Raw genomic sequence first — 20,769 nt, forward strand, 5'->3', positions numbered from 1 at the left:
GCAAAACCCCGCCTTATACCTTTTTACACACAGACTTATCCACAATGATACGAAAAAGTGAAAATGTGCGAGCGTTGCGCAAACGTTTTCGTTAAAATGCTCGCGCTTAATAAGGATGCCCCGTCAGGTGTGTTAGATGAGTTTTTCGCAGGAAAATTCATCTAACGCTCTCTGTAATCGTGAAATCCAGGGGATTTACCATGCAACAACGTCGTCCAGTCCGCCGCGCTCTGCTCAGTGTTTCTGATAAAGCCGGTATCGTCGAATTCGCTCAGGCACTTTCCGCACGCGGTGTGGAGCTGCTTTCTACAGGCGGTACCGCTCGCCTGTTAGCAGATAAAGGTCTGCCGGTAACCGAAGTGTCCGATTACACCGGTTTCCCGGAAATGATGGATGGACGCGTCAAAACCCTGCATCCGAAAGTGCACGGCGGTATTCTTGGCCGTCGCGGTCAGGACGACGCCATTATGGAACAGCATGACATCGCGCCAATCGACATGGTTGTCGTTAACCTCTACCCGTTTGCCCAGACCGTAGCCCGCGAAAACTGTTCTCTGGAAGATGCCGTAGAGAATATTGATATCGGCGGCCCAACCATGGTGCGCTCCGCGGCCAAGAACCATAAAGATGTGGCCATCGTCGTAAAGAGCAGCGATTACGAAACCATTATTAATGAGATGGATGCCAACGAAGGGTCACTGACTCTGGAAACGCGTTTCGACCTCGCCATCAAAGCCTTCGAGCACACCGCGGCGTACGACAGCATGATCGCCAACTACTTCGGTAGCCTGGTGCCTGCTTACCACAGTGAAAGCAAAGATCCTTCTGGCCGTTTCCCGCGCACCCTGAATCTGAACTTCATTAAGAAGCAGGATATGCGTTACGGCGAGAACAGCCACCAGCAGGCAGCCTTCTATATAGAAGAAGAGGTAAAAGAAGCCTCTGTTGCGACCGCTCAGCAGGTTCAGGGCAAAGCGCTCTCCTATAACAACATTGCTGACACCGACGCCGCGCTGGAATGCGTGAAAGAGTTCAGCGAGCCGGCCTGCGTTATCGTCAAGCATGCGAACCCATGCGGTGTTGCGGTAAGCACCTCTATTCTGGACGCCTACGATCGCGCGTACAAAACCGATCCGACCTCCGCGTTCGGCGGCATTATCGCCTTTAACCGCGAGCTGGATGCTGAAACAGCACAGGCCATCATCTCCCGCCAGTTCGTTGAAGTGATCATCGCGCCATCCGCATCCGAAGAGGCGCTGAAAATCACCGCGGCGAAACAGAACGTACGCGTGCTGGTTTGCGGCCAGTGGGCAGAACGCGTGCCGGGCCTGGACTTCAAGCGTGTGAACGGCGGCCTGCTGGTTCAGGACCGCGATCTGGGTATGGTGACAGAAGCCGACCTGCGCGTGGTAACCAAACGTCAACCGACCGAACAGGAACTGCGTGACGCGCTGTTCTGCTGGAAGGTCGCGAAGTTCGTCAAATCCAACGCCATCGTCTACGCCAAAGAAAACATGACTATCGGGATAGGCGCAGGCCAGATGAGCCGCGTTTACTCCGCGAAAATCGCGGGCATTAAAGCAGGTGATGAAGGTCTGGAAGTAAAAGGCTCCGCCATGGCTTCTGACGCCTTCTTCCCGTTCCGTGACGGTATCGACGCGGCGGCTGCAGTGGGCATCACCTGTGTGATCCAGCCTGGCGGCTCAATTCGCGACGACGAAGTGATTGCCGCTGCCGACGAACATGGCATTGCAATGATCTTCACCGACATGCGCCACTTCCGCCATTAATTCCCGGAGCAGAAAATGAAAGTATTAGTGATTGGTAACGGCGGACGCGAGCACGCTCTGGCGTGGAAAGCGGCGCAGTCTCCGCTGGTGAAAACGGTCTTCGTGGCACCGGGCAACGCCGGAACCGCGCTGGAACCCGCGCTGCAGAACGTGGCTATCGGCGTGACCGATATCCCGGCGCTGCTGAGCTTTGCCCAGAGCGAGAAAATCGATCTGACCATCGTCGGCCCGGAAGCGCCGCTGGTGATTGGCGTCGTCGATGCCTTCCGCGCGGCGGGCCTGACAATCTTCGGGCCAACGGAAGGCGCCGCGCAGCTGGAAGGCTCTAAAGCCTTCACCAAAGATTTCCTCGCGCGTCACAACATCCCGACGGCGGAATATCAGAACTTCACCGAAGTGGAGCCAGCCCTGGCCTACCTGCGTGAAAAAGGCGCGCCGATTGTCATCAAGGCCGACGGTCTGGCCGCTGGTAAAGGCGTTATCGTCGCGATGACCCTCGAAGAAGCAGAAGCCGCGGTTCAGGATATGCTGGCGGGCAACGCCTTTGGCGATGCGGGCCACCGCATCGTGATCGAAGAGTTCCTCGACGGTGAAGAAGCGAGCTTTATCGTGATGGTCGACGGCGAGCACGTTCTGCCGATGGCCACCAGCCAGGACCACAAGCGCGTAGGTAATGGCGATACCGGCCCGAATACTGGCGGAATGGGCGCTTACTCCCCCGCTCCGGTAGTGACTGACGAAGTCCACCAGCGCACCATGGATCGCGTCATTTGGCCAACCGTGAAAGGGATGGCGGCGGAAGGCAACACCTACACCGGTTTCCTCTACGCGGGTCTGATGATTGACAAGCAGGGCAACCCTAAGGTCATCGAATTCAACTGCCGCTTTGGCGATCCGGAAACGCAGCCCATCATGCTGCGCATGAAATCCGATCTGGTGGAACTGTGTCTGGCAGCCTGCGAAGGCAAGCTCGACGAGAAAACCTCAGAGTGGGACGAGCGTGCGTCTCTGGGCGTGGTGATTGCTGCAGGTGGTTATCCGGGCAACTACAACACCGGGGATGAAATCCACGGCCTGCCGCTGGAAGAGATTGACGGTGCGAAGGTGTTCCATGCGGGTACGAAGCTGGCTGACGACGATCGCGTCCTCACCAACGGCGGACGCGTGCTGTGTGCAACCGCGCTGGGTCATACCGTGGCAGAAGCGCAGAAACGCGCCTACGCGCTGATGGCGGATATTCACTGGAACGGCAGCTTTAGTCGTCAGGATATCGGTTATCGCGCGATTGCGCGTGAGCAGGGCGAGTAATTTCACACCCTCACCCTCTCCTTCAAGGGAGAGGGGATCGTTCGTAGGCCGGATAAGCGTTAGCGCCATCCGGCTTAATCCACAGAACTCAGAAACTCTTCTCTGTCGGCTGCCAGGTGCAGAAGTCTTCGTTCGCCACCAGCAGCAGCTGAGAGCCTTCCGGCGCTTCCAGCCACGCCACACTCACCTCCATTGATGAATGACGCTGACGACGTTGTATGTGTTCGGTTGCCCAGGATTCTAGCTCAGGCTTGACCGTCTGTCCTTCGCAGGTTGTGACCGTCCCATCGGCATGCCAGCGCCCCTGGCGCAGCACTACACGCCCCAGACGAAGCGCATCGCTGGTCTGGCGGATTTGTTCGGCACGATAACGGTAGAGAGCGATTTGATCGCTGGAAAGCTGCTGTTTTTGACCGCTGACTTCGCGCTGCATAAAGCTCAGCTCGCCATGGTCGTCAAAACGCACTTTCACGTTTTCGGGAGTCTTGCTGTAGACGTTCAGTTCAATCAGCGACAGGTCATCTCCCTGCCAGCGATATTCCGCAGTCGACGTATTGCCGTTATGCCACGGGCTGAAGGCAGAAAGCAGATGCACTTCGCCGCCGGAATCTTTGCGCCAGATCCTGACCGCACCCTGGTTATCCGCGTAGCCGCTGGCGGTAAACGGCGGCAGGGAGGTGTCGTGGCTGCAGGCTGACAGCAGCAGTATGCCTGCCAGCGCGAGCGTTCCACGCCAGAAAGACAAAAGGGGCGTTACCGCCCCTTCGCTAAAACTGTTCACTGCCACGCGTCTTACTTAACAGCGTCTTTCAGTGCTTTACCAGAAACAAATGCCGGCACGTTAGCTGCGGCGATTTTGATTTCTTTACCGGTCTGCGGGTTGCGGCCAGTACGCTCAGCGCGGTGGTTCACTTTGAAGGTACCGAAACCAACCAGTTGCACAGCATCGCCTTCTTTCAGAGACTCAGTAATAGCAGCCAGGGTAGATTCCAGAGCAGCTTTAGCCTGCACTTTAGACAGATCAGCCTTGTCCGCAATTACATCAATCAGTTGAGTCTTGTTCATAAGTTATCCTTTCAATGTGTTTATCGCTTGCTAAGCATCGAGTGCGACGAAAATGCCAAAAAAGCACTCTCCTGCATACACGCACCGATAGCCACTTTTTTTCGCCCCCCAAATGTAGACCAGACAAGGGGCGAAAGGGAAGAGTCGAGGAGCGACAAAACGGGCGTTATCTCAAGTTTTCTTGTCTCATTGGTTAAAAATTATACCAATATTGCTCTCACCAGCCTCTCGTAAGTCCGCGCGCAGCCCTTTTATCAGCTCAATATCGCGTTCTTCACACTCTGCCAGCAGGCGGAAAATTTCCCACTGAATGTCCCATTCTTGCTCAACCGCCGGGTTTGCACGCAGCTCTTCGTCGGTCATCTCGCGGCCTTCCTGGGTCATTTCCAGCATCGCGACGGTCGTAATAGATGCCCTACTGACTTCAATTGCGTGCTCCAGCGTTTCACCACTCAGACGGGAGTGAAGCAGTTCGCTTAACGCCACGCAGGCATCAATCGCCGGGTAGACACCGTAGAGGTCAAAATCATCCGCAGCCGGAATCGCCTCTTCCAGCTTTTCCAGCTGGGAGTCGAAGTTCACCTTTGCGTCTTTTACCGTCAGCGTTTCCCAGATCAGATCCAGAATGCGGCGGTAGATATGGCCATCACCAAAGCCCGTCTCCTTACAGAACGCGGCATAGTTGGGATACATGCGCTCGCACAGGCAAGCCATAAACGTCACGTGCTGCCAGCTTTCAAGTTTCTCAAGGCGCAGGTGAATCGGGTTTTGTAGCATGATGATCTCTCGAATCGAAAATTAGGCGCAGTTTACCTGAATCATCGCTGAATTTCCTGCCAACGAACAAAAGCCGGACGCGAAGAGGCCACGGCGTCTGCCCAGCGCGTCGGCTCCGGCAAGCGGTAGCCCTTCATGCAGCGCTGCACCCACGCCAGGGCGCTGTCCATGCTCACCCGGTGCCCGGTGGCGATAAAGAGCGGGTTACAGCGCGCCTTGCTGCGCCAGACCCACGCTAGCTGCTCACCTTTATGGATAAGCGGCGCCAGCGCGCCCGGCTCGGCAGAAAGAGGTTCAAACGCGCCGCACAGGCGTTTCTTGGCGACGCCAATGGTTGGCACATCCACCAGCAGCCCAAAGTGGCTGGCAACGCCTAAACGGCGCGGGTGTGAGATACCGTGTCCATCGACAAACAGCAGGTCAGGTTTTTGCGAGAGTTGCTCCCACGCTGCCAGCAGCGCGGGATATTCGCGGAAGGAGAGAAAGCCCGGAATGTACGGCATGGTGGTCGCGATACGCGCTACCTTGTACTCCACCAGCTCAAGCGAAGGATATTTCAGTACCACCATCGCCGCTCGCGTCACTTCCCCACCCTGCTCGAATCCGACGTCTGCTCCACCAATGTACTGCGGAGGATCTTTATCCAGACGATCCTCGCGGATCACCGATGATGCCAGTTCGATTTGTTGAGCGCGTAGCGACGCGAGATCCATAATCACTCCTTACTTGTGATACTGGGCAGAAAGCCGATGCACCGCCTCCACAAATACTCCTGCGTGTTCTGGCGGCACATCCTGATGAATGCCGTGGCCGAGGTTAAAGACGTGGCCTTCACCCTGGCCGAAACCAGACAGTATAGTCGACACTTCTTCTTCAATGCGGGCTGGCGGCGCATAGAGCATGGACGGGTCCATATTGCCCTGCAGCGCCACTTTGTCGCCCACGCGACGGCGCGCATCGGCGATATCGGTGGTCCAGTCGAGGCCCAGCGCGTCGCAGCCTGTTGCCGCCATCGCTTCCAGCCACTGACCGCCACCTTTGGTGAACAGCGTCACCGGCACGCGGCGTCCTTCGTTTTCACGCAGCAGACCGTCGACGATTTTGTGCATGTAGTACAGGGAGAACTGCTGATAATCGCGCCCGGTCAGCACGCCGCCCCAGGTATCGAAAATCATCACCGACTGCGCACCCGCCTTTATCTGCGCGTTCAGATAGAGGGTGACGCTCTTAGCCAGCTTGTCGAGCAGCGCATGCAGGGCCAACGGCTCGGCGTACATCATCTTTTTAATCATGGTGAAGGCTTTGCTGCTACCTCCTTCAACCATATAGGTCGCCAGCGTCCACGGGCTGCCGGAGAAGCCAATCAGCGGCACTTCACCTTTCAGCTCGCGGCGAATGGTGCGCACGGCGTTCATCACGTAGCCCAGCTCGCCTTCCGGATCGGGGATCGGCAGCTTATCCACGTCGGCTTTGCTTTTGATTGGGGAGGTGAAACGCGGGCCTTCACCGGTTTCGAAGTACAGGCCAAGGCCCATTGCATCCGGAATGGTCAGAATATCCGAGAAGAGGATCGCGGCATCCAGCGGGAAGCGGCGCAGCGGCTGGAGCGTCACTTCACAGGCCAGCTCGGCGTTTTTGCACAGCGACATAAAATCGCCCGCCTGCGCGCGCGTGGCTTTGTACTCCGGGAGATAGCGTCCCGCCTGGCGCATCATCCACACCGGGGTGACATCAACGGGCTGGCGCAGCAGCGCACGCAGATAACGATCGTTCTTCAGTTCGGTCATTTTTGCAGTTCCTTAAGCGTCATGGCCTCAGTGTAACACTACTCATACTCGGCCCGACACATCGCCACGGTATCTTCTATCAGGCGACGCGCCACGGTGCCCGGCGGAGGCAACAGCGGTAGATCGTCGTAGCGATACCAGTTCGCGTCCAGAAGCTCTTTCTGGTCGATAACGATCTCGCCGCTGTCGTATTCGGCCATAAATGCCGTCATCAGCGACTGCGGGAACGGCCACGGCTGAGAGGTAACGTAGCGCAGGTTCTTCACTTTGATCCCACTCTCCTCCATCACCTCGCGCGCCACCGCCTGCTCCAGCGTTTCGCCCACCTCGACGAAGCCGGCCAGCACAGTGTGAATGCCGTTGCGATGGCGGGTATGCTGCGCCAGCAGGATGGAATCCTCCCGGCGGATAGCGACGATAATGCACGGCGCAATCTGCGGATAGTAGCGTTCGCGGCAGTGGCTGCAGAGCATCGCCCACTCGGTTTTGCTCGGGCGCATGGTATAACCGCAGTAGCCGCAGTATTTATGCGAGCGATAAAACTCAGCCAGCTGCACGCCGCGCCCCGCCAGCTGGAACAGCCCCACGTCCAGATCCAGCACCTGGCGCACCGATCCCATATCCTGGCTGCGGGGCTGTTGGATCAACCACACGGGCTCACCCTGCCACTCGCCGATCTTCAGCGCTGGCTGGCCAACAAGATCGAACGCCTCAGCTGCACCGTAGGGGATTTCCCCGGCAGGAAGCCATAATTTTTGTTCATGACTGACGATCCACCAACCAAGATCTGATTTTTCAATAATACGATCCATATCTATTGCACTACCTTCGCTTCACTGACATGTTGTTAGCATTGTGGTTACATTCTGGATAAGCAGATTCAATCCTACATTTTGCGGAGTCGACCATGTTAAACCAGCTGCAAAGCCTGACTGAGCGCGTTAGAGGAAATAACAAACTGGTGGATCGCTGGCTACATGTACGCAAGCATCTACTCGTGGCTTATTACAATCTGGTCGGTATTAAGCCTGGCAAAGAATCGTTTATGCGACTGAATGAAAAAGCGCTGGATGATTTTTGTCAGGGCCTGGTCGACTATCTGTCCGACGGCCATTTCAATATTTATGAACGCATTATCCGCGAAATGGAAGGGACAACGCCGTATTTAGCGGCCAGCAAGCTCTATCCGCTTCTGGAAGCCAACACCCAGCAGATCATGGATTACTATGATTCCGCGCTCGAGAACGCTATCGACCACGATAACTATCTTGAGTTTCAGCAGGCGCTATCCGACCTCGGCGAAGCGCTGGAGGAGCGATTCACGCTGGAAGATAAGCTGATCGCCCTCGTGCTGGATAATGATTTGAACATCAGTAACGAAGAGAACGTCGCGCGCCCTGCTTGAGTTCTTCATCGTTAACGAGTAATTTACAACCATTCGCCCCTCTCACGAGGGGGATTTTTCTTGTCGGAGTGCCCAGCGCCTGAAAGCGCGGGCTGAGACCGTTAATTCGGGATCCGCGGAACCTGATCAGGCTAATACCTGCGAAGGGAACAAGAGTCACACTGCTGTTGTATCGCCTGAGGGCGATCCTCTCTTGCTTCATCCGTCGTCTGACAAGCCATGTCCTTCACTTTTGGAATGAGCTATGTCTACTGCAAAACTGACCCGCCGCGAACAGCGCGCACAGGCCCAACACTTCATCGACACGCTGGAAGGCACCGCTTTCCCGAACTCGAAACGCATCTACATTTCCGGCTCGCAGGCCGATATCCGCGTCCCAATGCGCGAAATTCAGCTTAGCCCGACGCTTATCGGCGGCAGCAAAGATAACCCGCAGTACGAAGACAACGAAGCCGTGCCGGTGTATGACACCTCCGGCCCGTACGGGGATCCCTCTGTTACTATCAACGTCCAGCAGGGTCTGGCAAAGCTGCGCCAGCCGTGGATTGACGCGCGTAACGACTGCGAAGAGCTGAGCGTCCTGAGTTCTGCATACACTAAAGAGCGCCTGGCCGACGACGGTCTGGACGAGCTGCGCTTTACCGGCCTGCTGACGCCAAAACGCGCTAAGGCGGGCAAATGCGTGACCCAGCTGCACTACGCGCGCCGGGGCATCGTCACGCCGGAGATGGAGTTCATCGCCATCCGCGAAAACATGGGTCGCGAGCGCATCCGTAGCGAAGTGCTGCGCTATCAGCATCCGGGTGAAGGCTTTGGCGCTAGCCTGCCGGAGAACATCACGCCGGAGTTTGTGCGTGACGAAGTGGCCGCAGGCCGCGCGATTATCCCTGCCAATATCAACCATCCGGAATCCGAGCCGATGATTATCGGCCGCAACTTCCTGGTGAAGGTCAACGCGAACATCGGTAACTCGGCCGTCACCTCCTCCATCGAAGAAGAGGTGGAAAAGCTGGTCTGGTCCACGCGCTGGGGTGCGGACACGGTAATGGACCTCTCCACCGGCCGCTATATTCACGAAACCCGCGAATGGATCCTGCGTAACAGCCCGGTACCGATTGGCACCGTCCCGATTTATCAGGCGCTGGAAAAGGTCAACGGCATTGCCGAAGACCTCACCTGGGAAGCATTCCGCGACACGCTGCTGGAGCAGGCCGAGCAGGGCGTGGACTACTTCACCATTCACGCGGGCGTGCTGCTGCGCTACGTGCCGATGACGGCGAAGCGTCTGACCGGCATCGTCTCGCGCGGCGGTTCCATCATGGCGAAGTGGTGCCTGTCACATCATCAGGAAAACTTCCTCTACGAGCACTTCCGCGAAATTTGCGAAATCTGCGCCGCGTACGATGTCTCTCTGTCGCTGGGCGACGGCCTGCGTCCGGGATCTATTCGCGACGCGAACGACGAAGCGCAGTTTGCCGAGCTGCACACGCTGGGCGAGCTGACTAAGATCGCCTGGGAGTATGACGTGCAGGTGATGATTGAAGGTCCGGGCCACGTGCCGATGCAGATGATCCGCCGAAACATGACCGAGGAGCTGGAGCACTGCCACGAAGCACCGTTCTACACCCTGGGGCCGTTGACCACCGATATTGCGCCGGGCTATGACCACTTCACGTCAGGCATTGGGGCGGCGATGATCGGCTGGTTCGGCTGCGCCATGCTCTGCTACGTGACGCCGAAAGAGCACCTCGGCCTGCCAAACAAAGAGGACGTGAAGCAGGGGCTGATCACCTACAAAATTGCCGCCCACGCGGCGGATCTGGCCAAAGGCCATCCGGGCGCGCAAATTCGCGATAACGCCATGTCGAAGGCACGCTTTGAATTCCGCTGGGAAGACCAGTTCAACCTGGCGCTGGACCCGTTCACCGCCCGCGCCTATCACGACGAGACCCTGCCGCAGGAGTCAGGCAAAGTCGCGCACTTCTGCTCTATGTGCGGGCCGAAGTTCTGCTCGATGAAAATCAGCCAGGAGGTGCGCGACTACGCCGCCACGCAAACTATTGAAGTGGGTATGGCGGACATGTCTGAAACCTTCCGTGCCAAAGGCGGCGAAATCTACCTCAAAAAAGAGGAGGCGTAATGTATAAGCCCGATTTCCCGTCCGTCCCCTACCGTTTAGGGCTCTATCCGGTGGTGGACAGCGTGGAGTGGATAGAGCGCCTGCTGGAGACAGGCGTTCGAACGATCCAGCTGCGCATCAAGGATAAACGCGACGACGAGGTGGAAGCCGATGTGGTTGCCGCCATCGCGCTGGGGCGTCGGCATAACGCCCGTCTGTTTATCAACGACTACTGGCGGCTGGCCGTTAAGCACCAGGCGTACGGCGTGCATCTGGGTCAGGAGGATCTGGAAACAACGGATCTGAGCGCTATCCGCGAAGCCGGGTTGCGTCTTGGCGTTTCAACACACGATGACATGGAGATCGACGTGGCGCTGGCGGCCCGTCCCTCTTACATCGCGCTGGGTCACGTCTTCCCGACGCAAACCAAGCAGATGCCCTCCGCACCGCAGGGGCTGACGCAGCTGGCGAGTCACGTTAAACGCCTTGCCGATTACCCCACCGTCGCCATCGGTGGAATCAGTCTTGAACGCGCCCCGGCGGTGCTGGAGACCGGCGTCGGCAGTATCGCCGTCGTCAGCGCCATCACCCAGGCCGCAGACTGGCGTCTCGCCACCGAACAGCTGTTACAGCTGGCAGGAGCGGGTGATGAACGATCGTGATTTTATGCGCTACAGCCGTCAGATCCTGCTGGAAGATATCGCCATCGACGGGCAGCAAAAACTGCTCGCCAGCCGGGTGCTAATTGTCGGTCTGGGCGGGTTAGGCGCGCCCGCCGCGCTTTATCTGGCAGGCGCAGGTATCGGTACGCTGGTGCTGGCCGACGACGACGAGGTTCACCTCAGCAACCTGCAGCGACAAATCCTCTTTACCACCGAGGATATCAACCAGCCGAAAGCGCAAATCACCCGGCAGCGCCTGAACCAGCTCAACCCGGATATTGAACTGATTGCCTTACAGGATCGGCTCAGCGGTGACAACCTCAGCCGTGAGGTCGCCCTGGCCGACGTGGTGCTGGACTGCACCGACAATATGGCGACGCGCCAGGCGATTAACGCCGCCTGCGTGGCAAATAATACGCCGCTTATCACGGCCAGCGCGGTGGGTTTCGGCGGGCAGATGATGGTCCTGACCCCGCCGTGGTCGCAGGGCTGCTATCGCTGCCTGTGGCCGGATGATGCAGAGCCGGCGCGCAACTGCCGTACGGCGGGCATTCTTGGTCCGGTGGTCGGCGTAATGGGCACAATGCAGGCGCTGGAGGCCATCAAGCTGCTCAGCGGCATGGAGACGGAACGCAATACGCTGCGGCTGTTCGATGCCCGCTCCAGCGGCTGGCGCCATCTGGCGTTACACCGCGCCAGCCGCTGCCCGGTATGCGGAGGCCGCGATGCGCATTCTGTTTAACGATGAGCCGATGAGATGCGACGACGGTCTCACCGTTGCGGTACTGCTCGACAAGCTGCGCCAGCTCAAGCCGGGAACGGCGCTGGCGCTCAATCAACAGATCCTGCCGCGCGAGCAGTGGGAACATCAGCAGGTCAATGACGGCGACCAGATCCTGCTGTTTCAGGTTATCGCAGGGGGCTGAGATGTTACGTATTGCCGATAAAGTCTTTGATTCACATCTGTTTACCGGAACCGGAAAATTCGCCTCGCCGCAGCTGATGGTGGATGCCATTCGCGAAAGCGGCAGCCAGCTGGTGACGCTGGCGCTCAAGCGCGTGGATCTGCGTCATCACAGCGACGCCATTCTGGCGCCTTTACTGGAGGCTGGCGTCACGCTGCTGCCCAACACCTCCGGTGCCAAAACGGCCGAAGAGGCGATTTTTGCCGCGCAGCTGGCCCGCGAGGCGCTCGGCACCCGCTGGCTGAAGCTGGAAATTCATCCTGACGCCCGCTGGCTGCTGCCCGACCCCATCGAAACGCTGAAGGCAGCTGAAAAGCTGGTGCAGCAAGGGTTTACCGTCCTGCCTTACTGCGGTGCCGACCCTGTCCTGTGCAAACGGCTGGAAGAGGTCGGGTGCGCCGCCGTCATGCCGCTGGGCGCCCCCATTGGCTCCAACCAGGGGCTGGAAACCCGCGCGATGCTGGAAATCATTATTGAGCAGGCTACCGTACCGGTGGTTGTTGATGCAGGCATTGGCGTGCCCAGCCATGCCGCGCAGGCGCTGGAGATGGGTGCCGACGCGGTGCTGGTCAATACGGCCATCGCGGTTGCCGACGATCCGGTCATGATGGCGCGTGCGTTCCGCATGGCCGTAGAGGCTGGCCTGCTGGCAAGGGAGTCCGGTCCCGGCTCGCGCAGTTTCCAGGCGCAGGCCACCAGCCCGCTGACCGGTTTTCTGGAGGCGATCTCATGAGCACGTTTACCGAGCGCTGGCGCCAGCTTAACTGGGACGACATTGCCCTTCGCATCAACAGCAAAACGGCGGCTGACGTGGAGCGCGCGCTGAATGCCCGCCATCTGACCCGCGAGGATCTGATGGCTCTGCTCTCCCCGGCGGCCAGCGCGTACCTCGAACCGATGGCCCAGCGAGCACAGCGGCTCACCCGCCAGCGTTTTGGCAACACGGTGAGCTTCTACGTACCGCTCTATCTCTCAAACCTGTGCGCCAATGACTGCACCTACTGCGGTTTTTCCATGAGCAACCGCATCAGACGTAAAACGCTCGATGAAGATGAGATTGCCCGTGAGTGTGCGGCCATTCGTGAAATGGGTTTTGAACATCTTCTGCTGGTCACGGGCGAACATCAGGGCAAGGTGGGAATGGACTATTTTCGTCACCACCTTCCCGCCATTCGCCGTCAGTTTGCGTCGCTGCAGATGGAAGTACAGCCCCTGGCGCAGGAGGAGTATGCGGAGCTCAAAACCCTCGGGCTGGACGGGGTCATGGTCTATCAGGAAACCTACCACGAGGCGACGTACGCCCGGCACCACCTGAAGGGCAAGAAACAGGATTTCTTTTTCCGGCTGGAAACGCCGGACAGGCTGGGTCGTGCGGGGATCGACAAAATCGGTCTGGGTGCGCTGATCGGGCTCTCTGACAGCTGGCGGGTGGATTGTTACATGGTGGCGGAACATTTGCTGTGGCTTCAGCAGCACTACTGGCAGAGCCGTTACTCCATCTCCTTCCCGCGCCTGAGACCTTGCGCGGGCGGGATTGAACCGGCTTCGCTGATGGATGAACGCCAGCTGGTGCAGACCATCTGTGCGTTTCGCCTGCTCGCCCCGGAAGTTGAATTATCGCTCTCAACGCGTGAATCCCCGGCGTTTCGCGATCGCGTTATACCGCTTGCGATTAACAACGTCAGCGCGTTTTCCAAAACGCAGCCTGGCGGCTACGCCGACGATCGTCCGGAGCTGGAGCAGTTTGTGCCGCATGACGGGCGGCGTCCGGAAGCGGTCGCCGCAGCGCTGACGGCCCAGGGTCTTCAGCCTGTCTGGAAAGACTGGGACAGCTGGCTGGGAAGAGTCTCGCAATGACGCTGAAACGTACTGCAACGCCATAAAAAATTGTCGAGGCGCTACGAAAAGGCAAAACCGGGCGGTTGTCAGCGATCGTCCGGTTTTTTATTGTCACACGGTCAGCAACGGATGCTGACCAGGGCGAAAAGCTTCTTCCTCGTTTCGCCCTGCCTCTGGTTCATTGCACAAACGGCTCCTGACAAGTTGAATAAGTATTTTCTTAATGGTTCTTAAGATAAATCATCCCACCAGAAATCGTGTGCCGTATAATTCACCGCTAACCGCAGGACAGCGACTATGCTGAGAGGATATCGGCAGACGAAAAGTATTCACCATCAGGAACGATGTACAGCTCATGGCACTTCACAGCAAAAAGCTCTCTTTTACCCGGCCAATCATGCTCAGCTTCGCGGGGATCCTCTGCAGTTTTGCGGTGATCGCGATCGCGGTGACGCTTTCGCAACGAAAGGATTTTCTTGAGGATTATCATCAGATCAACAGCAATTTCACGCACAACCTGGCGGTGAACTACACCGAGTCTATCCTGCGTGAAAACGACTATATCCTGGGCCGTTCCGCGATGTACTTTGCCCGCGACGACAGGCTAAACGAGACGCTCAACGTCAACCCGACGCAGGGGCTGCAGATGATGATGCATTTGCAAAACCTGATGCCGACCGTGTCCTCCATCTCGCTGGCGGATACGCAGGGGCATTATCTCCGCGCGCCGGAAGTGCTCCCCACGGAGAAGAGTAAAACCTTCGATCCCCGAAAGCGGCCGTGGTTTATCGCGCAGGCCGAAGCCAGTATCTTCAGCCACTATACTCGCCCGTACATGGACTACTTCACCGGCCATCCGACGGTCACACTTTATAAGCCCTTGATTTCATCCGAAGGCAGACTGAAGGGAACGATCGCGTTTCATCTCGATTTGACGTCAATGGGCTTTACACTGCGTCAGATGGTGGCGCCCGTTCAGGGGGAATTCTTCGTCGTTGAACGCGACGGCGCCGTTGTGCTTCACCCGGATACAGGCGCGCTCTTCAAACAGTACGTGAGCGAAGCGCTGATGGACAAAATGACCAGCGGCGAAGGCCACCTTTACGACAAGAAAAGCAACGCCTGGTATTACTACTACTCATTTACCAATCCGGACTGGTTTGTCATCTACCGGGTCTCTGGCGAGACGCTCACCGATATCACCCGCCACGAAACAACGATCGTTGGCTGGGGGTTTGCGCTGGCGGCAATCATCATCATCCTCTTCGGCTTATACCTCCGCCACGCCTCGCGTACCGTGCTGATGCACATTATCAATGCCATCAAAACCGGCGACGTCAGCGAGGCGCCGCGCCTGGAAGCGATGCTGAGCCATACTATCCAGTCCAATAAAGAGCGTGAGATGGCCTATGTACGCCAGGCCACTCACGATGCGCTGACGGGCTGTAAAAACCGCCGCGCGTTCGATAGCGATATCGCGGAGCTGCTGAATGCCCAGCAGCCTTTCGCGCTGGCGCTGGTGGACATTGATAACTTCAAGTCGATTAACGACACGCTGGGCCACCTGACCGGTGATATCGTTCTGCGCAACGTGGCCCGCGAAGGGATCCAGATCATGCAGCCACATCACGTCTCGCTTTACCGGTACGGTGGAGAAGAGTTTGCGGTAATTTTCCAGGCTGAGCAGATGACGTCTGCACTCTCATTGCTGGAAGCCTGGCGTACCGCAGTTGAAAAACGCGTCTGGCGAGAAGAAAACCTGCGGGTTACGTTCAGCGGCGGTCTTGGGGAGTGGCATTTTGAACCGCTGGAGCAATTTGTCGGAAGCGTTGATAGCGCCCTCTACAGCGCCAAACAGCAGGGCAAAAACCGCATTAACCGAACGTCCATCAGCTAATCCTCCCTGTTTCACCCTGCCCGTTTCCACGGGCGGGTACCCGACAATGTAAAATTGTAACCGGTTTCAGAAAATCGCCGGTTTCTTTGTGATGCCTGACACACAATCGCGGTAAACCGGTTGTTGAAGCGGTCTGCACGGGATAATTATCAATAAACACATGTAGATCGAGGCTGATTATGAAGAACATCGTTTTATGCTGTGCAGCGGGAATGTCAACCAGCATGCTGGTTCAACGTATGAAAGACGCCGCGCAGAAAAAAGGGGTTGAAGTCACCATTAAAGCCGTTCCGGTTGCGGAGTTTAAAGACAACATCGCGACGGCCGACATCGTATTGCTGGGGCCACAGGTTAAATACGAGCAGGCGAAACTTCAGGCGCAGGCCGAGCCGCTGGGTAAAAAGGTCGCGGTGATCGACATGATGGATTACGGCATGATGAAAGGCGATGCCGTACTGGAAAAAGCGCTCAAACTTCTGGAGTCATAATGGAAGACTTAGAAACCACGATCATGGAACTGCTGGTCAACGCAGGTGCGGCGCGCAGTGCGGCCCTGACTGCGTTACAGATGGCGCGTAAAGGTGAGTTTGACGAAGCAGAAAAAGCGATGGAAGAGTCGCGCGAATATGTGAAGCATGCGCACACGATCCAGACGCAGCTTATCGGTCTTGACGAAGGGACCGGGAAACTTCCGGTTAACCTGATCACCGTCCACTCTCAGGATCACCTGATGAACGCGATGGTCATTCAGGATCTGGCGGGCGATATGATTGAGCTTTATCGTCGGATCCCTTTGGTAAACTGATAACCTACAGATGTAAAAAAACCCGCCGAGGCGGGTTTTTTATTGTCGGGTGGCGCTGCGCTTACCCGACCTACGAGGCACATGCCCGGTAATGTTCATCACCGGGCATCAACGATTACTCGTTGTCGGAACCGCCCAGACCTGCGTTCAGCAGTTCTGCCAGGCTCGCGGATGCATCTTCAGCAGTCACCTGCGGTGCAGCTGGCAGTTCGCCCGCAGCACGACGACGCATACGATCCTGATGGTACGCATAACCGGTACCAGCTGGGATCAGACGACCCACGATGACGTTCTCTTTCAGACCGCGCAGTTCATCACGTTTACCTGCAACAGCGGCTTCGGTCAGGACACGAGTCGTTTCCTGGAACGATGCTGCAGAGATGAAGGACTCGGTTGCCAGAGACGCTTTGGTGATACCCAGCAGATCGCGCGAGAAGGTCGCACCGATTTTGCCGTTCGCTTCCAGTTCGCGGTTAGCGATCTTGACGCGTGAGTATTCAACCTGCTCGCCTTCCAGGAACTCGGAGCTGCCTGCGTTTTCGATGGTTGCTTTACGCAGCATCTGACGAACGATAACTTCGATGTGCTTATCGTTAATCTTAACGCCCTGCAGACGGTAAACGTCCTGTACTTCGTTGGTGATGTAACGCGTTACCGCGTGTACGCCACGAAGACGCAGAATGTCGTGCGGAGCTTCTGGACCATCGGAAACCACGTCACCACGTTCTACACGTTCACCTTCGAACACGTTGAGCTGACGCCACTTAGGAATCATCTCTTCGTACGGTTCGCTGCCATCTACTGGAGTGATAACCAGACGGCGTTTCCCTTTGGTCTCTTTACCGAAGGAGATGATACCGCTGATTTCAGCCAGGATTGCAGGCTCTTTCGGACGACGTGCTTCGAACAGGTCCGCAACGCGTGGCAGACCACCGGTGATGTCCTTGGTACCGCTGGATTCCTGTGGAATACGCGCCAGAGCATCACCCGCACCGATCTGAATGCCATCTTCCAGCTGGACGATCGCTTTACCCGGCAGGAAGTACTGCGCAGGCATGTCGGTACCAGGGATCAGAACGTCGTTACCCTGAGCATCAACGATTTTCAGTGCAGGACGCAGATCTTTACCACCGGTAGTACGTTCAGCAGAATCCAGAACCACCAGAGAAGACAGACCGGTCAGCTCGTCGGTCTGACGAGTAATGGTCTGGCCGTCGATCATGTCAGTGAAGCGGATGAAACCACTTACTTCGGTGATAACCGGCATGGTGTGTGGATCCCAGTTTGCAACGGTTTCACCGCCGGCAACCTGCTCGCCATCACCTTTCGCCATAACCGCACCGTAAGGTACTTTATAGCTCTCTTTGGTACGACCGAATTCGTCGATCAGCTTCAGCTCGGTGTTACGAGAGGTCACAACCAGCTTGCCTGCGGAGTTAACAACAGACTTCGCGTTGCTGAGCTTGATGCTACCTTTGTTTTTCACCTGGATGCTGGATTCAGCAGCCGCACGAGATGCCGCACCACCGATGTGGAACGTACGCATCGTCAGCTGTGTACCCGGCTCACCGATGGACTGTGCCGCGATAACGCCGATTGCTTCACCTTTGTTGATGATGTGGCCACGCGCCAGGTCACGACCGTAGCAGTGCGCACATACACCAAAGTCGGTGTCACAGGATACAACGGAACGTACTTTCACGGAGTCAACAGAGTTCGCTTCCAGCAGGTCACACCAGTGCTCGTGCAGCAGCGTGTTGCGTGGAACCAGGATGTCTGCAGTACCCGGCTTCAGAATGTCTTCCGCGGTTACACGACCCAGAACGCGATCGCGCAGTGGCTCTTTAACATCACCACCCTCGATAACCGGGGTCATGGTGATACCTTCGAGGGTGCCACAATCGTCTTCGGTCACAACCAGATCCTGCGCAACGTCAACCAGACGACGCGTCAGATAACCGGAGTTCGCTGTTTTCAGTGCGGTATCCGCCAGACCTTTACGAGCACCGTGCGTGGAGATGAAGTACTGGAGTACGTTCAGACCTTCACGGAAGTTCGCGGTGATTGGCGTTTCGATGATGGAGCCATCTGGCTTCGCCATCAGACCACGCATACCTGCCAGCTGACGAATCTGTGCTGCGGAACCACGCGCACCGGAGTCGGCCATCATGTAGATGCTGTTGAAGGAAACCTGCTGCTCTTCTACGCCGTCACGGTTAATCACGGTTTCGGTCTGCAGGTTATCCATCATCGCTTTGGATACACGATCGTTCGCCGCTGCCCAGATATCGATAACTTTGTTATAGCGTTCGCCCGCGGTAACCAGACCAGACTGGAACTGCTCCTGGATCTCAGCAACTTCGGCTTCCGCTTCAGAGATGATCTCGTGTTTCTTCTCTGGGATGACCATGTCATCGATACCAACAGATGCACCTGAACGCGCTGCATAAGCAAAGCCGGTATACATTGTCTGGTCAGCGAAGATAACGGTCGGCTTCAGACCCAGAATGCGGTAACAGGTGTTCAGCATTTTGGAGATCGCTTTCTTGCCCAGCGCCTGGTTGACGATGGAGAAAGGCAGACCTTTCGGTACGATCATCCACAGAATGGCACGGCCAACGGTCGTGTCTTTCAGGCTGGTTTTCGCAACAAATTCGCCGTTTTCATCTTTTTCGTATTCGGTGATACGCACTTTAACGCGCGCATGCAGAGAGGCCAGGCCAGCGCGATAAATACGCTCAGCTTCTTTCGGGCCAGTCAGCACCATGCCTTCGCCTTTGGCGTTAACACAGTCACGGGTCATGTAGTACAGACCCAATACAACGTCCTGAGAAGGAACGATGATAGGTTCACCGTTCGCTGGAGACAGGATGTTGTTGGTAGACATCATCAGCGCACGCGCTTCGAGCTGGGCTTCCAGCGTCAGCGGTACGTGAACAGCCATCTGGTCACCATCGAAGTCGGCGTTATATGCCGCACAAACCAGCGGGTGCAGCTGGATAGCTTTACCTTCGATCAGGACTGGCTCAAATGCCTGGATACCCAAACGGTGCAGAGTTGGTGCACGGTTCAGCAGTACCGGGTGTTCGCGGATAACTTCGTCCAGGATATCCCAAACGACAGCTTCTTCACGCTCAACCATTTTCTTAGCGGCTTTGATGGTGGTGGCCAGGCCACGCAGTTCCAGCTTGCCGTAGATGAACGGTTTGAACAGCTCCAGTGCCATTTTCTTCGGCAGACCGCACTGATGCAGACGCAGGTATGGACCTACGGTGATTACAGAACGACCGGAGTAGTCAACACGCTTACCGAGCAGGTTCTGACGGAAACGACCCTGTTTACCTTTGATCATGTCGGCCAAAGATTTCAGAGGACGCTTGTTAGAACCGGTGATCGCACGACCGCGACGACCGTTATCCAGCAGGGCATCTACCGCTTCCTGCAGCATACGTTTTTCGTTGCGTACGATGATGTCCGGCGCAGCCAGATCCAGCAGACGTTTCAGACGGTTGTTACGGTTGATCACGCGACGATACAGATCGTTCAGATCGGACGTTGCGAAACGACCGCCATCCAGCGGAACCAGTGGACGCAGATCTGGCGGCAGAACCGGCAGAACGGTCAGGATCATCCACTCTGGTTTGTTACCAGACTGAACGAACGCTTCCAGCAGTTTGATACGCTTGGTCAGCTTTTTACGTTTGGTTTCGGAGTTGGTTTCGTTCAGCTCTTCACGCAGCTGTTCGCACTCTTGCTCCAGATCCATGCTCTTCAGCAGGGCCTGAATAGCTTCCGCACCCATCTTCGCGTCGAATTCGTCACCGAACTCTTCCAGCGCGTCCAGATACTGCTCTTCAGTCAGGATCTGATGACGTTCCAGGTTCGTCATCCCGCCTTCGATAACCACATAAGATTCGAAGTACAGAACGCGTTCGATATCGCGCAGCGGCATATCCAGCAGCAGACCGATACGGGACGGCAGAGATTTCAGGAACCAGATATGAGCGGTCGGAGACGCCAGCTCGATGTGACCCATGCGCTCACGACGCACTTTGGTCTGGGTCACTTCAACGCCGCACTTCTCACAGATCACACCACGGTGTTTCAGGCGCTTGTACTTACCGCACAGGCACTCGTAATCTTTTACTGGCCCGAAAATACGCGCACAGAAAAGGCCGTCACGCTCAGGTTTGAACGTACGGTAGTTGATGGTTTCCGGCTTTTTAACTTCACCGAATGACCATGAACGGATCATGTCTGGCGAAGCCAGAGCAATTTTGATCGCATCAAACTCTTCGGTTTTAGTCTGCGCTTTCAGAAACTTTAATAAATCTTTCACGGATTTGCTCC

Annotated in this window: 19 protein-coding genes and 1 riboswitch; of the genes, 12 read left to right on the plus strand and 7 right to left on the minus strand. The window is 56.7% G+C overall.

Translation table 11 applies throughout. The features are described from left to right. Positions 1 to 200 precede the first annotated feature (200 nt). Positions 201 to 1,790, plus strand: a complete 1,590-nt coding sequence (gene purH, locus INF68_RS20145) for a bifunctional phosphoribosylaminoimidazolecarboxamide formyltransferase/IMP cyclohydrolase (protein ID WP_023309983.1) — start codon at positions 201 to 203, stop codon at positions 1,788 to 1,790. 15 nt (positions 1,791 to 1,805) lie between these two features. Then, the gene (gene purD / locus INF68_RS20150) at positions 1,806 to 3,098 is read left to right on the plus strand and encodes a phosphoribosylamine--glycine ligase (protein WP_045357745.1); all 1,293 of its coding nucleotides are present in this window, start codon (positions 1,806 to 1,808) and stop codon (positions 3,096 to 3,098) included. A gap of 88 nt (positions 3,099 to 3,186) precedes the next feature. On the opposite strand, the gene INF68_RS20155 is transcribed toward purD, so the two are convergent. From INF68_RS20155 to nudC, 6 genes are all read right to left on the minus strand, one after another. Beyond that, positions 3,187 to 3,879, minus strand: coding sequence for a DUF1481 domain-containing protein (locus INF68_RS20155; protein ID WP_126787480.1), 693 nt, complete (start codon positions 3,877 to 3,879; stop codon positions 3,187 to 3,189). Positions 3,880 to 3,890: 11 nt separating this feature from the next. Then, positions 3,891 to 4,163, minus strand: a complete 273-nt coding sequence (gene hupA, locus INF68_RS20160) for a nucleoid-associated protein HU-alpha (RefSeq protein ID WP_002445246.1) — start codon at positions 4,161 to 4,163, stop codon at positions 3,891 to 3,893. 186 nt (positions 4,164 to 4,349) lie between these two features. Further along, complete coding sequence (locus INF68_RS20165; RefSeq protein ID WP_126787479.1) at positions 4,350 to 4,940, minus strand: YjaG family protein; 591 nt, start codon at positions 4,938 to 4,940, stop codon at positions 4,350 to 4,352. A 41-nt stretch (positions 4,941 to 4,981) separates the two neighbouring features. Continuing rightward, the gene (nfi, locus tag INF68_RS20170) at positions 4,982 to 5,653 is read right to left on the minus strand and encodes a deoxyribonuclease V (protein ID WP_023309979.1); all 672 of its coding nucleotides are present in this window, start codon (positions 5,651 to 5,653) and stop codon (positions 4,982 to 4,984) included. Between the two features lie 9 nt (positions 5,654 to 5,662). Beyond that, entirely contained in the window at positions 5,663 to 6,727 is a 1,065-nt protein-coding gene (gene hemE / locus INF68_RS20175; RefSeq protein ID WP_029742041.1) for a uroporphyrinogen decarboxylase, read from the minus strand. A 38-nt stretch (positions 6,728 to 6,765) separates the two neighbouring features. Beyond that, positions 6,766 to 7,539, minus strand: coding sequence for an NAD(+) diphosphatase (nudC, locus tag INF68_RS20180; protein ID WP_109846693.1), 774 nt, complete (start codon positions 7,537 to 7,539; stop codon positions 6,766 to 6,768). A gap of 95 nt (positions 7,540 to 7,634) precedes the next feature. Between nudC and INF68_RS20185 the strand changes: the two genes are divergently transcribed. The 10 genes from INF68_RS20185 (at position 7,635) to INF68_RS20230 (ending at position 16,419) form a co-directional block, all read left to right on the plus strand. Continuing rightward, complete coding sequence (locus INF68_RS20185; protein WP_023309976.1) at positions 7,635 to 8,132, plus strand: Rsd/AlgQ family anti-sigma factor; 498 nt, start codon at positions 7,635 to 7,637, stop codon at positions 8,130 to 8,132. A gap of 54 nt (positions 8,133 to 8,186) precedes the next feature. Next, positions 8,187 to 8,298, plus strand: a riboswitch (TPP riboswitch). Positions 8,299 to 8,376: 78 nt separating this feature from the next. Beyond that, a complete protein-coding gene (gene thiC, locus INF68_RS20190) occupies positions 8,377 to 10,272 on the plus strand; it encodes a phosphomethylpyrimidine synthase ThiC (protein WP_193525406.1) in 1,896 nt (631 codons plus the stop codon). Continuing rightward, positions 10,272 to 10,913, plus strand: a complete 642-nt coding sequence (gene thiE, locus INF68_RS20195; protein ID WP_109846695.1) for a thiamine phosphate synthase — start codon at positions 10,272 to 10,274, stop codon at positions 10,911 to 10,913. Before thiC ends, thiE begins: the two co-directional genes overlap by 1 nt. Further along, positions 10,900 to 11,655, plus strand: coding sequence for a HesA/MoeB/ThiF family protein (locus tag INF68_RS20200; protein ID WP_126787477.1), 756 nt, complete (start codon positions 10,900 to 10,902; stop codon positions 11,653 to 11,655). The genes thiE and INF68_RS20200 overlap by 14 nt, the downstream gene beginning before the upstream one ends. After that, positions 11,639 to 11,839: a sulfur carrier protein ThiS gene (gene thiS, locus INF68_RS20205; protein WP_023309972.1), complete on the plus strand. Its 201-nt coding sequence runs from the start codon at positions 11,639 to 11,641 to the stop codon at positions 11,837 to 11,839. Before INF68_RS20200 ends, thiS begins: the two co-directional genes overlap by 17 nt. 1 nt (position 11,840) lies before the next feature. Next, on the plus strand, positions 11,841 to 12,611 hold the full coding sequence (thiG, locus tag INF68_RS20210) for a thiazole synthase (protein ID WP_023334103.1): 771 nt from the start codon (positions 11,841 to 11,843) through the stop codon (positions 12,609 to 12,611). Continuing rightward, positions 12,608 to 13,735, plus strand: a complete 1,128-nt coding sequence (gene thiH / locus INF68_RS20215; RefSeq protein WP_126787476.1) for a 2-iminoacetate synthase ThiH — start codon at positions 12,608 to 12,610, stop codon at positions 13,733 to 13,735. The genes thiG and thiH overlap by 4 nt, the downstream gene beginning before the upstream one ends. 337 nt (positions 13,736 to 14,072) lie before the next feature. Next, positions 14,073 to 15,614 carry a sensor domain-containing diguanylate cyclase gene (locus INF68_RS20220; protein ID WP_126787475.1) on the plus strand — a complete coding sequence of 514 codons (1,542 nt, stop codon included), beginning with the start codon at positions 14,073 to 14,075 and terminating at the stop codon, positions 15,612 to 15,614. 179 nt (positions 15,615 to 15,793) lie between these two features. After that, positions 15,794 to 16,102, plus strand: a complete 309-nt coding sequence (locus INF68_RS20225; RefSeq protein WP_023334100.1) for a PTS sugar transporter subunit IIB — start codon at positions 15,794 to 15,796, stop codon at positions 16,100 to 16,102. Next, positions 16,102 to 16,419 carry a PTS lactose/cellobiose transporter subunit IIA gene (locus tag INF68_RS20230; RefSeq protein WP_008503455.1) on the plus strand — a complete coding sequence of 106 codons (318 nt, stop codon included), beginning with the start codon at positions 16,102 to 16,104 and terminating at the stop codon, positions 16,417 to 16,419. The genes INF68_RS20225 and INF68_RS20230 overlap by 1 nt, the downstream gene beginning before the upstream one ends. A gap of 115 nt (positions 16,420 to 16,534) precedes the next feature. Here the strand turns inward: INF68_RS20230 and rpoC are convergent, their stop codons facing one another. Beyond that, a complete protein-coding gene (gene rpoC, locus INF68_RS20235; RefSeq protein ID WP_023309968.1) occupies positions 16,535 to 20,758 on the minus strand; it encodes a DNA-directed RNA polymerase subunit beta' in 4,224 nt (1,407 codons plus the stop codon). Positions 20,759 to 20,769 lie beyond the last annotated feature (11 nt).

Origin of the sequence: Enterobacter cloacae complex sp. P16RS2 (assembly GCF_014982155.1) — a bacterium.
In the GTDB taxonomy this organism is placed as follows: Bacteria; Pseudomonadota; Gammaproteobacteria; order Enterobacterales; family Enterobacteriaceae; genus Enterobacter; species Enterobacter cloacae_M.